The 15,014-nt window shown below is 51.9% G+C and carries 12 protein-coding genes; 2 read left to right on the top strand and 10 right to left on the bottom strand.

What is annotated here, in order from left to right:
• Positions 1 to 38: 38 nt before the first annotated feature.
• The 8 genes from OXH16_06785 to OXH16_06750 all read right to left on the bottom strand — a co-directional run bounded on the left by OXH16_06785 (position 39) and on the right by OXH16_06750 (position 8,876).
• Positions 39 to 395, bottom strand: coding sequence for a heavy-metal-associated domain-containing protein (locus tag OXH16_06785; GenBank protein ID MCY3681083.1), 357 nt, complete (start codon positions 393 to 395; stop codon positions 39 to 41).
• 80 nt (positions 396 to 475) lie between these two features.
• The gene (locus OXH16_06780) at positions 476 to 3,694 is read right to left on the bottom strand and encodes an efflux RND transporter permease subunit (protein MCY3681082.1); all 3,219 of its coding nucleotides are present in this window, start codon (positions 3,692 to 3,694) and stop codon (positions 476 to 478) included.
• A 27-nt stretch (positions 3,695 to 3,721) separates the two neighbouring features.
• The gene (locus OXH16_06775; protein ID MCY3681081.1) at positions 3,722 to 5,110 is read right to left on the bottom strand and encodes an efflux RND transporter periplasmic adaptor subunit; all 1,389 of its coding nucleotides are present in this window, start codon (positions 5,108 to 5,110) and stop codon (positions 3,722 to 3,724) included.
• Positions 5,111 to 5,161: 51 nt separating this feature from the next.
• Positions 5,162 to 6,421 (bottom strand): TolC family protein, encoded by a 1,260-nt coding sequence (locus OXH16_06770; GenBank protein MCY3681080.1) that lies wholly within the window; start codon positions 6,419 to 6,421, stop codon positions 5,162 to 5,164.
• Between the two features lie 134 nt (positions 6,422 to 6,555).
• Positions 6,556 to 6,909: a hypothetical protein gene (locus OXH16_06765; GenBank protein ID MCY3681079.1), complete on the bottom strand. Its 354-nt coding sequence runs from the start codon at positions 6,907 to 6,909 to the stop codon at positions 6,556 to 6,558.
• A 75-nt stretch (positions 6,910 to 6,984) separates the two neighbouring features.
• Complete coding sequence (locus OXH16_06760; protein ID MCY3681078.1) at positions 6,985 to 7,680, bottom strand: protocatechuate 3,4-dioxygenase; 696 nt, start codon at positions 7,678 to 7,680, stop codon at positions 6,985 to 6,987.
• 42 nt (positions 7,681 to 7,722) lie between these two features.
• Positions 7,723 to 8,400, bottom strand: a complete 678-nt coding sequence (locus tag OXH16_06755; protein MCY3681077.1) for a helix-hairpin-helix domain-containing protein — start codon at positions 8,398 to 8,400, stop codon at positions 7,723 to 7,725.
• A complete protein-coding gene (locus tag OXH16_06750; protein ID MCY3681076.1) occupies positions 8,397 to 8,876 on the bottom strand; it encodes a hypothetical protein in 480 nt (159 codons plus the stop codon). The genes OXH16_06755 and OXH16_06750 overlap by 4 nt, the downstream gene beginning before the upstream one ends.
• 150 nt (positions 8,877 to 9,026) lie before the next feature.
• Between OXH16_06750 and OXH16_06745 the strand changes: the two genes are divergently transcribed.
• Positions 9,027 to 9,404, top strand: a complete 378-nt coding sequence (locus OXH16_06745; GenBank protein ID MCY3681075.1) for a Rid family hydrolase — start codon at positions 9,027 to 9,029, stop codon at positions 9,402 to 9,404.
• On the opposite strand, the gene pdxA is transcribed toward OXH16_06745, so the two are convergent.
• Positions 9,385 to 10,413, bottom strand: coding sequence for a 4-hydroxythreonine-4-phosphate dehydrogenase PdxA (pdxA, locus tag OXH16_06740; GenBank protein MCY3681074.1), 1,029 nt, complete (start codon positions 10,411 to 10,413; stop codon positions 9,385 to 9,387). The two genes, OXH16_06745 and pdxA, sit on opposite strands and share 20 nt — an antisense overlap.
• Before the next feature lie 137 nt (positions 10,414 to 10,550).
• A complete protein-coding gene (locus OXH16_06735; protein MCY3681073.1) occupies positions 10,551 to 13,718 on the bottom strand; it encodes an efflux RND transporter permease subunit in 3,168 nt (1,055 codons plus the stop codon).
• A 246-nt stretch (positions 13,719 to 13,964) separates the two neighbouring features.
• Between OXH16_06735 and OXH16_06730 the strand changes: the two genes are divergently transcribed.
• Positions 13,965 to 14,987 (top strand): phytanoyl-CoA dioxygenase family protein, encoded by a 1,023-nt coding sequence (locus tag OXH16_06730; GenBank protein MCY3681072.1) that lies wholly within the window; start codon positions 13,965 to 13,967, stop codon positions 14,985 to 14,987.
• Positions 14,988 to 15,014: the final 27 nt, after the last annotated feature.

Below are 15,014 nucleotides of genomic sequence, written 5' to 3'. Positions count from 1 at the left end.
CCGAATGCATCAAAACATCCGGGGCTTTGATCTAACGATTATTGATCAGAAACTTGGCAGCAACTGGGCAACTTGGCATACGCATCGGCATCGGCCTTTTTGTCATTAGCCGCATAACCCGTCTTGACAACGGCCTGCTCCAGAGCGGGAACATCGGTCACCTTAGCATCAAACGTCACCTTCGCTGTTTTCGTATCCAGATTAACTACCACGCTCTGAACACCATCGACCTCTTTCAGTGCTTTCTCAATGGTATTCGAACACATAGCGCACTGCATCGTTGACAACTTCACCTCGACAGTTGTCGCCTCCGACTTTGACGAACAGCCGACCCATCCCGCCATGCCTATAGCTGTCGCGCCAATGACCAATAATGCAAAAATACGAGACTTCATAACACACCTCCTGAAAAGTGAATGATTCGGGTTTTACCTCTATACGGGTGGATTAAAAACCCACCCCTACATTTCGCCTTTCATCTGCGTCTATCTGCGTCATCTGCGGATACCCTTCTCTCTTTCCACAACGCATAAATCGCCGGAATCACCAGCAACGTCAAAATCGTCGATGACACCATCCCCCCCACCATAGGTGCTGCAATGCGCTTCATCGCCTCGGACCCCGTGCCTGTTGACCACATAATCGGCAACAGACCCATCATCGTTGAAAACACTGTCATCAACTTGGGCCGCACCCGCTCCACAGCACCGGACATCACCGCCTGGTTTAAGTCCGCCAGCGTCAAAACATCGCCATTCTCACGTCTAATACTCTCATAAGCCTGATCCAGATAAATCAGCATCACCACCCCTGTCTCGGCAGCCAATCCCGCCAGCGCGATGAACCCAACACCCACGGCAATACTCATATCGTAATCCAAAATATACATCAACCATATCCCACCGACCAGAGCAAAGGGCAGAGAAAGCATCACAATCGCAGTCTCAGCCACATTTCTAAAATTCAGATACAACAGCAAAAAAATGATCGCCAGCGTCACGGGCACCACAACCTTCAGCTTTTTCTCTGCCCGCAACATATATTCATACTGACCACTCCAGATCGCAGTATAACCAGGTGGCATCTGCACCTGCTCCAACACCGCCTGTTGCGCCCGCGCGACATAAGTCCCCACATCCACGCCTTCAATATCGACGTAGACCCACGCATTTAACCGCGCATTCTCGCTCTTAATACCCGGAGGACCCTTCCGAATGCGCAGATCTGCCAACTGTCCAATGGGAATCTGCGCCCCCATTGGCGTGGGCACCAGCACGCGCCGAAGCGCGGGCAAATTGTCGCGCAACTCCCGACCATAACGCAAATTCACCGGATAGCGCTCCAAACCCTCCACAGTATGCGTGATATTCATCCCGCCCAATGCCGACATAATAACATCCTGCACATCTCCAACCGTCAGCCCATAACGCGCAGCAGCCTGCCTATTGATCTCAAAATCCAGATAATTGCCACCCGCAGCGCGCTCGGCAAACACACTCAGCGTACCCGGCAAATCGCGTATCACCGTCTCGATCTTCTCGCCCAACACCTGCAATGTCTCCAGATCATCCCCCACCACCTTAATACCCACAGGCGTCTTAATACCCGTTGAAAGCATATCGATGCGCGTCTTAATCGGCATAGTCCACGCATTGGTCAATCCCGGAAATTTCACTGCCTGATTCAATTCTCGAATTAATTTTTGAGGCGTCATGCCTTCTCGCCACTCGGACTCGGGCTTGAGCATAATCGTCGTCTCAATCATCGACAGCGGCGCCGGATCTGTCGCCGTCTCCGCCCGACCAATTTTGCCAAATACGTGTTCAACTTCGGGAAAAGTGCGAATAATTTTATCGGTCTGTTGCAACAATGCCCGCGCCCGCGTAATCGATACCCCCGGCAATGTCGTGGGCATATACAACAGATCGCCCTCGTACAGAGGCGGCATAAATTCCGATCCAATTTTTTCCACAGGAAATAGCGCGTCCAACTTCACCAATGCCTTATAAGTCAAACTCTGCGGTCGGTCTGAAAAACGCGACACCACAATATCTCGAAAAGGAAACACAGTCACAAACAACACCAACCCGCCCAGTACCACAGTCAGCACCCGATGTCGCAACACCCAATCAATCACGGGCCGGTACAGATAAATCAACACGCGACTGATGGGATTCTCTGCTTCGGACCGAATTTTGCCGCGCACAAAAAAAGTCATCAGCACCGGCACAACCGTAATCGCCAAAAATGCCGCCGCCGCCATAGCATAAGTTTTGGTATATGCGAGCGGCTTAAACAACCGTCCCTCCTGCGCCTCCAGTGTAAAAACCGGCAAAAACGACAGCGTAATAATCAACAGCGAAAAGAACAGCGCAGGCCCCACCTCTTTCGAAGCGGCAATAATCATTTCACTGTGCGACTTTGTCCCACCATCGCGTTCGATATGCTTGTGTGCATTTTCAATCATCACAATAGCGGCATCCACCATCGCCCCAATGGCAATCGCAATGCCTCCCAGAGACATAATATTCGAATTGACACCCTGGTGATACATCGCGGCAAACGCAATTAAAATCCCCATCGGCAATGTGAAAACAGCTACAAAAGCACTGCGAAAATGGAGCAAAAAAACAATACACACCACTGCCACTATCGCGATCTCTTCAATCAGCTTTTTTTGCAAATGATCAACCGCGCGCAGAATAAGTGCCGAGCGATCGTAATTGGCGACCACCACCACGCCCTCCGGAAGACCGGGTTTTAGCGACTCCATCTTCTCTTTCACCCGATCAATAACTTTGAGCGCATTTTCCCCATACCGCATCACCACAATACCCCCCACGACCTCCCCCTCGCCATTCCACTCCGCCAATCCCCTTCTAAGCTCTGGCCCCACCTGCACAGTCGCAACATCTTTTACTCGAATCGGCGTACCGTGTTCATCCACGCCCAGGGCAATCTGCTCGATATCCGCCACAGAACGGATATACCCCAATCCGCGCACCATAAACTCCGTCTCTGCCAGTTCGACCAATCGCCCTCCCACATCGCTATTGCTGCGCTGAATCGCCGTCCGAACCTTCTGCAAAGGAATATTGTATGCCAGCAAGCGATTGGGATCCACAACCACCTGATACTGCTTCACAAACCCACCCACAGACGCCACTTCCGACACGCCCTGCACACTGCTCAACTCATACCGCAAATACCAATCCTGAATCGACCGCAACTCCGAAAGATCATATCTCCCGGTCGTATCCAGCACCGTATATTGATAAACCCAGCCCACACCCGTCGCATCTGGCCCCAGCTTTGGCGTCACCCCCTGCGGCAATCTATCAGACGCGGAATTGAGATACTCCAACACCCGACTGCGCGCCCAGTACATATCCGTACCATCCTCAAAAATCACATACACATAAGAAATGCCAAAAAACGAATATCCCCGCACCGTCTTTGCATAAGGCACGGACAACATCGCCGTCGTCAGCGGATACGTCACCTGATCCTCCACCACCTGCGGCGCCTGACCCGGATATTCGCTAAACACGATCACCTGCACATCCGACAAATCGGGAATCGCATCCAGTGGCGTATTCAGCATCGCGTACACCCCCCATCCAATCACCATCAAAGTAGCGATCACCACCAGGAACCGATTCTCGACACTCGCTTCAATAATTCGATTTAGCATCGCGTTCCAACCTCCTCAAAATGCGCCTCAATGTCCACCATGTCCACTATGTCCACCATGTTTCACAGGATCTCCAAGCATCCCCGCCAGTGCAGCCTTTAAATTGCTCTCTGAATCGATCAAAAATTGCGCCGAAGTCACAATCTGCTCCCCCGGATTTAGCCCGTGCATGACCTCATAGCCATCCTCAGTCTCGACCCCGATGTGAATCTCGCGCGGTTCAAACCTGCCGTCACCCTGAGCCATCACAACAACCCTGCGCGTCCCCGAATGAATCACCGCCTGAGCGGGTATCACAACGCCCTCACGCCCTACCTCGGATCGAATCACCACATCGGCATACATATCCGGTTTAAGCGCACCATCTGCATTGTCAAAAACCATCCGCACCTGCACCGTGCGCGTCTTTTCATTCATAAACGGGAAAATATAATCCACTTTGCCTTCAAATTGCTCGCCCGGCAAATAAGACAGCGACACCTCTGCGCGCTGCCCTTTGGAAATCCACGGCATCTCGTATTCGTACACATCTGCGAAAATCCACACCACCGACAGATCCGCAATGCGATACAAATGTTGACCAGATCCGATATACGCACCCTCCAGCACATCTTTGTGCGTCACAATCCCCGAACGAGGAGCCAGAATGGGCATTGTTCGCCCAACCCGTCGCGTCTTTTCCAACTCCGCAATCTGACCCACCGAAATATCCCAGTACAACAACCTTTGCCTCGCAGCAGCGAGCAAATCGTCGGCACTTTGCGCCACATCTCGATCCACACCCCCGCGCATTCTCTCCGCATAATCCAGAGCCGTCAAATACTCCTCCTGCGCCGCGACCAGTTCAGGGCTGTAAAGCGCCAGCAAAGGCTGCCCCTTTTTCACCCACTGACCAGTATAATCCACATACAACTGCTCAACCCACCCGGCGATCTTGCTATTCACATCCATAATCCGCGTCTCGTCATAATCCACCCGGCCCACCGCGCGCACCGTGCGCTTCAAAGGCTGCTTTTCCACCACCATCGTCTTCACACCAATATTCTGAATCGTCACAGGATCAATCTGCACACTTCCGTTTTGCACAGACGACGCATCAGTCTCCTTCACCACCAGATCCATACCGCAAATGGGACAACTACCCGGCTTATCCGACACCACCGTCGGATGCATCGGACAAATATGTGTTTCGTGATCCGCATGCATCTCATGGCCGTGCCCACCATCCACCTCCTTCACCACCAGATCCATACCACAGATAGGACAAGATCCGGGCTTATCCGACACCACCGTCGGATGCATCGGACAAATATATGTTTCCAACGCCTGATCCTGCTCTGTATGCGTATCTCCCGAAATCCAGACCCCACCAACAAATCCCACAATCAATGCTAAAATTGGAAGGAGATATTTCATGTCTCAACTCCTTATTAAACGGACAGGCACAGGCCTGTCCCTACCTCATACCTAACGCCCCACCGCCGCCGCCAGATCTGCCACCCGTTTTTCATGCTCAATCACATGTCGATAATGTGTGATCTCAAAATTCAACAGCGTCATCTGATTGTTCAACAGCGTCAAAAAATCCACCTTATCCACCTGATACCCCGACAATGCCGACGCCAGCGACTGCTCTGCTTGAGGCAACATCGCAGTGCGAAACAACTCGGCACTTTCCCGGTGTTGCCTGACCTCAATAATTAGACGCTGAATCTCATAGTGAATCCGCTGGCGTTCAGCGGCCTTTTGAGCTTCAACCTCTCGCAGATTAGCCCGCGCTCCTGCAATCTGCTGGCGTTGCTTGCGCCCGCCAAACACGGGCAATGGAATGCCTATACCAACAGATATAAAATCGCTTCCTTTCACCGGATCATTGGCCGCAAACACGCGCTGGCGATAACCTAAACTCACCGTCATATCCGGCCAGAGATTTCTTCTTGCAACCTCAACCTCTGCTTGCCACATCAAAATCGATTGATCCATAGCCTTCAGGGATGGATGTCCCTCATCGGCCTGCGCCTGCAAGACATCAACCGTTAACGGCACACCCGAAAGACCAATAGTATCTGGCGGCGCGTCCAGAGGGCTTTGCGGAGACCGATTCAACACCAGATTCAAACGCGCCTCTGCCAATTGTTTTTTAGCCCGAAGCGCAATCAACTCTGTATCCAGCGCTGACAGCGAAACCTGAGCTTTCAATACATCCTGTTGCAACCCCTTTCCAACGGCGTATTTCGTGCGAGCAATGCGAATCAGATCTTGCAACAACACCCGATTCTTTTCCATAATTGCAATAGCACGAATAACATAAGCCAGATCAAAAAAAGGCTGCTTGACCGCATTGGCAATAGCCAGTTCTCGGTCGCGCAACAGCCATGCAACAGAATCTGAAGCAAACTCTGCTGATCGCTCGCGCGCCCGCTGTTTTCCCGGTAGAGAAAACTTCTGGCTAAGCACAAATTGATTCCCACTCATCGGCGTACTGCTCAAATTGAAATCGCTCAATGGTAAATTGCTCACCTCAAAGCGAAAAGACGGATCTTCCAGCGCGCCCGCCTGCGGAATTTTCGCTTCAAAAGCAGCCAATCGCGCTCGCAAAACCGATAAATTGGGATTATTTTCCACAGCCTCCTGGATCAGCGCATCCAGATCCAGTTCATCTGCCCCCACAGGCAAAATAGATATACCCATGAGGCATAGTCCGATCATGGCTCGGATAGCAGACACAAGCCACCTCCAGAGAATCTATATTTAGTATTTAAAAAGGAAAAAGTCCGCAAAACATGCGGCAGAAAAAGCGACAATCGGGAACGATTTGTACACACCTATCCCCAAACGCCATTCAAGCACAGGAAGGAAAATCAGATGAGAAATGCAGCGTGGAGAAGATACAGATCGGGCGGTGACCGTAGAACATCTTGGCGATCATACGCCACAAAAGGAAGGAAATTACTCTGGGAAAGAACAACCGAGGGATACAACGTCACACCAGTCAAATCCAACTTTGGATTTTGCCATTCACCGGGCAAAACAGCCAGATCGCGCGCCGGCATCTGCTGATCGACTGCCGCCTCTGTGCTACAACAACAATCTTTCATCTCTGCCGCAGCATGGCATTCTGGCATCGACACCTGATGCGCCCAACACAGACAGGGCGCAACCATTCCTATAAGCGTCAGCGCGACAATAAGAATGTGTGGAAAACGACGAAACACGGCTCAATCTCCAGAAGTTGGAAAACTTTTACAAAAAATAGCCAAAAACACTTATTCCGTCAAGACACGTATTTTTTACCACCACCCGCGCCGCCGACCTCGTCGTCCGCGATCATTTTCCCGGTCTTCGGGCGCCTCGCCAATCACAACATCAAAATTTGCCGTCAATTCGCCAATCTCAGACCCGGGCAATGGCTTAAACGGCACGGACAGCAAATCGTGAGACGCGCGACCCGTATTCCTGAAAATAGAATCCCATTCATTGTCCGGATTGTCTTTCACGTACATCTGCGACGTCAAAAGCCGGTGCCCATTTTTATTAATCGCAAAATGGATATGAGCGGTTCGCGACCCCCCGTACCGCACGGGCTTAATCGTCCGAAAGCGGTATTCACCCGTAGATCCCGTCTCAAAACGCCCAAAACCCTGAAAATTCGCGTCTCGCCTATTCTGCCGCGGAGCCCCGGTATGAATATAAACCCCATTGCTATCAACCTGCCAGATCTCCACTATGGCATCCTTTACGGGATTGGCATTCACGTCCAGAACGCGCCCGGTCAAATGCGTAATCTCTCCCACTGCGGGCGTAATCGCATCGTTGATTATCACGAGATCATTATCGACATCCAGCGGCATCTTATTCGGATAATATGGCCCCTCGGTTTGCCGGGGCGTAAGCATCAGTTGCTCGGCAAAAACCCCTGGCGTCACAAAAACCGCAGCACCCAGTGCAGCGGACTGATACAGAAAACGTCGGCGATTAACAGACATCACAACCTCCATTGCATAAAATCTTCTAAGACTAAATAAATACTAAGGTCGAATCTCCACGTACCGCTCCAGACGCGCCACCTCGCCATCATCGACGTACTTGCCAATCTCCCGCCGGAACTGCTCCATACTCACATACGGACGGTACTCCTCAAACTCGTGTGCCATCCGCTTTCCCACGCCGGGAATGGCGAGGATCTCATCCTCGGTAGCCGTATTCAAGTCGATAGGCACAAAAACATACTGCGCCATCCGCGCAACCTCGGTATCATCTACGTATTTGCCCATCTCACGGCGCCATTGGGCAATAGCCGTATAAGGCCGATACTCCTCAAACTCGTGCGCCATCCGTTTTCCCACGCCAGGTACCAGAAGAATATCCTCCTCGCTGGCGGTATTCAGATTAATCGGAATGAACATCTGAACGTAGAGCATCTCGACCGCCTCCTGGTCCAGATGCTGTGACACGACCGGGTGCAATGCTTCCATACCGAGAAATGGGCGCTGCGCCATAATCGCGTCAACGAGTTCTTTGCTCATCCCTGGAAGCGCGCCGAGTTCATCGGCTTCTGCGAGATTTGGATTGACTACCATCGCGCTAGCTTCTTCCACGGTAGCAGTTTCATCCACATTCGACCCACCACAACTCCAGAGCATCGCAAAACACACGAGCAACACCACCATATTGGTAAACTTCACGCTTCTTCCGCAAATATTCATCTTTCCTCCTGAGAATTTCTCTTTCCGGCGGAACTCAAATCAGGATGGCGAAAACAAACTGCTAAACCGAGCAACCCGAGAAGTGTCATCGTCCCTGGTGCCAGCGACGGGGTAGCGCCCCCCAGAGCTTCCCAAACGAGCTCAAGCCCACCGCGTGATGGATACATCTCCAACTCGAACTCGACATTCCCCTTGTAGTGAAGCCACTGCCCGACAAAACCCGAAACAACGAACAGCACCATCACAATCTGAAAAATGCGCACGCTTACCACGCCAGGCGCAACAAGAAGCCAGCCAGCACACGGAAGTGCCGCCACAAAGAGCACGAGAGGAACCCACTGCCAGAAATCCTCCATATGCTCGAGGAGAACAAGCTCGGCTCCCGTACCGACAATTCCCATTATCAAAATAGCCAGCACAAAACGCCGCAGCATGTCGGCGTCTGCTCGCCGAGATCGTTGGGTTGAGATATCCAAAACGCATTCCTATTTTTTTAACACTAAACTTTAGACCACCCAACACGCCAGAACGTTCCCTGCGAAAAACTTTCATCTAAAACTCTTTGTTTTTTTTCATTGGGAATTATATTTACGCATCCTCAACACTCATTTCACAAGGAGACCACAATGAAAAAACAACCCTTCACCAGCAAACGCGGCAACATCCCCAAATTCCCATACTCCCAGGCCATAATCTACGGCGACCTCATCTTCATCTCTGCCCAACCCCCGGTCGATCCGGAAACCGATGAAATTGTCGGAGACGATATCAAAACGCAAACCCGGTGCATTCTCACCAACATATCGGGCATACTCGAAGACGCGGGAACATCGCTCGACAACGTCCTGAAAGTAACCGTCATCCTCCAGGACCGCTCTCTTTTCTCGGACTTCAACGACGCCTACGCCGAATTCTTCCCCGACAACGCCCCCACGCGCACCCCCATCTTTGGCGATACCGGCGCACACCTCATACTCCTCGACGTCATCGCGGGGATGGAGTAATCTGAACCGCCAACTTACTCCCCACGCGAATCGCCTGCAACATATTCACGGCCTTAGCGATACCCTTGCCCGCAATATCATAAGCCGTACCGTGATCCACAGACGCCCGCACAATCGGCAAGCCCAGGGTCACATTGACAGCCTTGTCAAACGCCACCAGCTTTGCGGGCACATGGCCCTGATCGTGATACATCGCCACCACGCCGTCGTATAGTCCATTATAAACCTTCAAAAAAGTCGTATCCGCAGGCAGAGGCCCATCAACGCGCCAGCCTTTGCTCAGAGCCTTTTCAACTGCGGGACGGACGACCTCTGCATCCTCGCTACCAAACAAGCCATTTTCGCCCGCGTGTGGATTTAACCCGCATACTGCTATCCTGGGATCTAACTTCCCCATGCCGATAAGCACATCGCGGGTAAGCCGAACCGTATCGCAAATCAAATCAACCGTAAGCCTATCTGGAACCTCGTGCAACGCAATATGCCCCGTCACATGCGACACATTCATGCGATCAGATACCAGCATAAGATGTGCGCGCTCTGCGCCCGATTTCTCAGCCAACAACTCCGTATGACCCGCAAAGGGATAACCCGCCAGATTCATCGCCTCCTTATTCAAAGGCGCTGTCACAATCCCGTCAATGCGATCCGCCATCGCCAGATCAACCGCGCAAATCACCCACTCAGCCGCTACTCTACCCGCCTCACAACACACCTCACCCATTTCAATCTGATCCACATTCACATCCACCGGACACCAGACATCAACACACCCAAACTCAAACGCACCATCTTCGGGTCGTTCCACAACCCGCACATCCAATTGTACACCAGCCATAACCATATCGCGCTTCAATATTTCCGGATGCCCAATAACCAGCGGCTTGCACACGCGATAGCTTTCCTCACATTCCAGAGCCTTCAAAATCACTTCCGGTCCTATACCACACGGATCGCCCATCGTAATACCCATCAGCGGGCGTTTTTCTGAAACGTCTTTCTCTAACATAAAAATCCCAAAAAAAGTGACGGTCTCAAAACCGCCACAATCGTTACTTCTCCTTTCCCTGCCACCGCACCACCAGGACCGCAATGATATACACAACAATCATCCCAATCACTATTTCCATTACGCATCCTCTTTAATCAATCATCGTCGGCCGTATCATAAGCCTCATCCCTCGCGCGAGAGGCAAACACACTCGCGCTCAAACGCCGAATCGCCAGACGTAAATCGTCGAGCAAAGTATAAAACAAAGGCACGACCAGTAAAGTCAGAAATGTCGAGGCCAACAGCCCGCCCATCATCGTGCGCCCCAAAGGCGCATAAGACGTACCCATTGCATTGCTATCGCCCACAGCCATAGGCAACAAGCCAAAGACCGTTGTAAACGTCGTCATCAAAATGGGACGAAAGCGATTGCGCCCCGCTTCCATAATTGCATCAAAGCGATCCATGCCATCGGCACGCAAGCGATTGACCATATCCACCAGCACAATCGCGTTATTCACCACCACACCGATCAACACAATCACCCCCACAGACGCCATCCTATCCATAGGCGTGTCTGTCAAATACAGCGTCCAGTAAACACCCAAAAAAGAAAATGGAATTGAAAAAAGCACTGAAAACGGCAAAATAAATGACTCGAACAAAACGCCCATCAACAAAAACACACTCGTTACCGCCATCACAATTCCCAGTCGCTCAGAGGCTTCGTCCTCTTTAAGTCGCTTGAAACTCTCTCCTTTGTCCCATGAATACCCGCGGGGCAGCTCGAGGCCAGCCATCACTTTGTCAATATCCTCGGCCAGACCCTTAGTATCTCCCCGCGTCGTATAAGCCCTGACGCGCAACTTGACCTTGCCATCGTACCGCGCAATGCGCTCCATCCCCTGAGAGACCTGAAAGGAGGCGACTTCGCTCAAAGCCACTTCTGTACCATCGTCGGTCTCAAACGGAAAATTGCGCAACTGATTCAAATTTTGTCGGTCTGCCCTCTCCAGAAAAAGCCGCACCCGCACCTCGCCGTCATCGGACTTAAAACGGGGCAACGACACCCCTTGCAGACCATAAGAAATATAGCGCGCAACATCCCGTACAGAAATCCCAAGTCTTTTCGCCCGCTCCCGATCAATCACGATCCGCACCTCGTCATCAGCCAGTTCCAAATCCGTATCAACACCGACGAGAGATGGGATCTGCCGCAAGCGTCGCTCCACCTCATCGACGAGACTAACCAGAACCTCGGTATCATCGCCTATCAGATAAACCGTCACGCCCGGCTCGCCACCACCTCCCCCATCACCACGCCCCTCCACGGAATGCCGCACACCCACATATCTGGGCATGTTTTTGCTAATATCTTCCACGATTTCAGCCCGTTCCATAGGCCCAGCAACGGGTATCCCCAGGGCCTTGCGCGTATTTTTGTACGCCACGTACCACCACGGATCATCGCTCTTGGCCGGCATATATAAACTCAGATTACCGTAGCCAGGTCGGTAGTAAACACGCAGGGTTTCATAGCCGTATTTTTCGCGCCGCGCCTCCAGAAATTCCTCAACTTCCCCCACAATATCCTCGGTTTCTTCTGGCGAAAAGTGACGCGGCAACCTCAACCGCACATCCAAATCGTTAAACTTATCCCCGCGGTGGCGATCTGCGCGCTTCAGATTATCCATGGGATACATCGTTGTTGCCGCAAGTGCCAGCGCGATCAACACCGCGTCCCGGCGGTGTCGCAATGTCCAACTCAACATGCGCGCATAAATACCTCGCGCCTTCACAATGATTTTGGGGTTGGGACGCACCCGACCTTTGCCCAATCGCACAGATGCCAGGGGAATAAACAACAGCGCCACAAATAGCGACCCCACCAGAGCCACCCCAACCGGAACGCCCATGCGCGTCATGTAAAAAGTCATAAACATATTGCCGCTAAACAACATCATAGGCAAAAACACCACCACCGTCGTAAACGTCGCCATAGTAATGGCCTGCCCCACCTCACTCGCACCAAATATAGCGGCATCTTCAGGCGCCTCGCCATTGCCCCGCCGGCGATAAATATTCTCCAAAATCACAATGGCATTATCCACAACCAGCCCAATCCCAACCATAAGCCCCATCATAGTCACCACATTGAGCGACCAGCCGATAAAATACAACGCGGTCATCGCAATCATCACACACAGCGGAATAGCCAATGTAATAATGGCCGTCATCCGCACAGTACGCAAAAAGAACAACAACACCAGCGCGGCAAATAACCCGCCCCAAAGCCCAGTTTCCCGAAGATTGCGAATCGATTCCTTAACAAAAAATCCCTGATTGAACATCACCTGAAACGACACCTGCCCGGCCATGCGCGGATCTTCTTCGATAGCTTTCAATTTTGCCACAACCCGATCGGTCACATCCGCGACATTTGCACCCGATTCCTGTCTGATGCCAAAACTCATACCTCTTTTGCCATCAATGCGCTGCGTCCACGACTTTTCGGGCACCTCGAAAACCACCGAAGCCACATCGCCCAGGCGCACCTTGCCTGCCCGTGATTGAATCTGGATATTTTCAATTTCCTGCAACGTGACATACTGCGCCAGTGACCGCACATAAAATTTCTTTGTGCCTTCGCGCACATAGCCCCCAGCGAGTGAAAAATTGTCGCTCCTCAAGGTCGAAACAATCTCGCCAATGCGCACACCGCGCGCCCTCATGCGCTCTTGATCCACCTCCACCATCACTTCCTTGCGGTCCGCGCCAAATATATCCACGCGCCCAACCCCATCCACGCGCTCCAAGGGATATTGCACAAAGGTCTCGATGAACTGAAAGGGTTCCGCAATAGCCGGATCTACCGACACAGCCACATACATAACAGGCCACGAATCCTGATCGTATTTGTGAATACGCACCTCGTCTCGCGCCTCTTCTGGCAGCAAGGGCTTGAGGCGCTCGAGCCGGTCCGAAACCTGATTGTACGCAGCCACCATATCTGTATATTGGCGAAATTCCATATGCACGCGTGCGCCCCGAGAGCTATAGCTACGCATAGTCTTAATACCCTTTACGGTACGCAGCGTCTCTTCCAACGGCAGAGTAATCTGTTGCTCGGTCTCCTGCGGAGAGGCATTGCGAAACCCAACAGACACAGCCAAAAAGGGCGGCGTCAAACCATCGGGCATCATCTCGACAGGCATACGCACATACGCCACCGCCCCCAGCACCAGTAGTGCAACAAGGCACATGGTAACGGACACGGGTCGCAACACCGAAATACGCGGCAAAAGAGAAGATTTAGAATTCATGGCAAATTCATTAGTTAGCATCAACAGAGTATCGCTCTTAATTATCGAAGATTTGCACAAATTTGGCAAACGGAGTTTGCGATGCCCTATCAGATGTCAGATCAAAATAGTTAAACTCTTCTCCACTAATTTAAGTTGCATTCTAATATAGGGTACATAAATTATAAGGGATCTAAAGACCATTGAGAAGACCATCTCCTCCGAAGAGAAATCGCCCCAATCTCCTCATTACCCCAGGAGCAGGCCATGACAGACCAGATTGCAGAATTGCGCGTATCCAACGACGCGATTGACGATTCGGAAGAGTTGCGGCGGCGCATCCGTGAAGAGGGATATCTCTTCTTTCGCAAATTGCAGAACCCGGACAAACTCCGGGATTTGCGGCGACAAATGCTCAACAAAATGACACCGTGGCTCGTCGAGGGAACCGATCCCATAGATGGCATAGCCGATATTTCCAAACAATGTACCGAAGGCGACCCCGAATACACCGACGTATATCACGAAGTGTACAAACTCGAAGCCTTTCACCACATTGCCCATGAACCAGAAGTACTCGACCTGCTCGAAAAAGTAATGGATGGCCCTGTCTTCCCGCATCCGCACAAAGTCGCTCGCCTGTGGTTTCCCAAATACACGGCACACACCACGCCGATTCACCAGGACTTTGTACACTTTCAGGGCAACTTCGACACCTACACCTGCTGGGCACCTGTAGGCGACTGCCCCATTGAACTCGGTGGCCTCGCCGTACTGCCCGGCTCTCACAAAATCAATGCCGTGATGAACCACCACTTCTCCCTCGGCGCGGGCAGCCTGTGCATCCACACCGACGAATTGGAAGGCCAATGGCACAGCACAGACTACGAAATCGGCGATACCCTCATCTTCCCCGCACTCACGGTACACCAGGCTCTACCGAACCTCACCGAAGACCGCCTTCGCGTCTCCCTCGACAACCGCTATCAAAAACTCGGTGACACCCTATCTGAACACATGCTCGAACCCCATCTGAACATCTTCAACAATCTCACCTGGGAAGACGTGTACAAAGACTGGGAAAACGACGACCTCAAATACTACTGGCAAAACCAGGACAATCGCATCATACCCCGCGACCTCAGCTATTCGGAGAAAGGATTTGCAGAAGCCCTCGAATTGGCTAAAGCCGGAGATGAACGCGCGTATATTGCTATGAATCGCGCCATACGACGCGATCCCAACTCACCTCAAGCCCAGGCTGCCAGAAAAGCTCTGGCACTTGCTTGATTCGACAGTATTTTCACACAACGTTTT

It is taken from the genome of Gemmatimonadota bacterium, from assembly GCA_026705765.1.
GTDB lineage: Bacteria > Latescibacterota > UBA2968 > UBA2968 > UBA2968 > VXRD01.
Note: the sequence above shows the minus strand (reverse complement) of the source record. Positions and strands in the feature narration are given on the sequence as shown.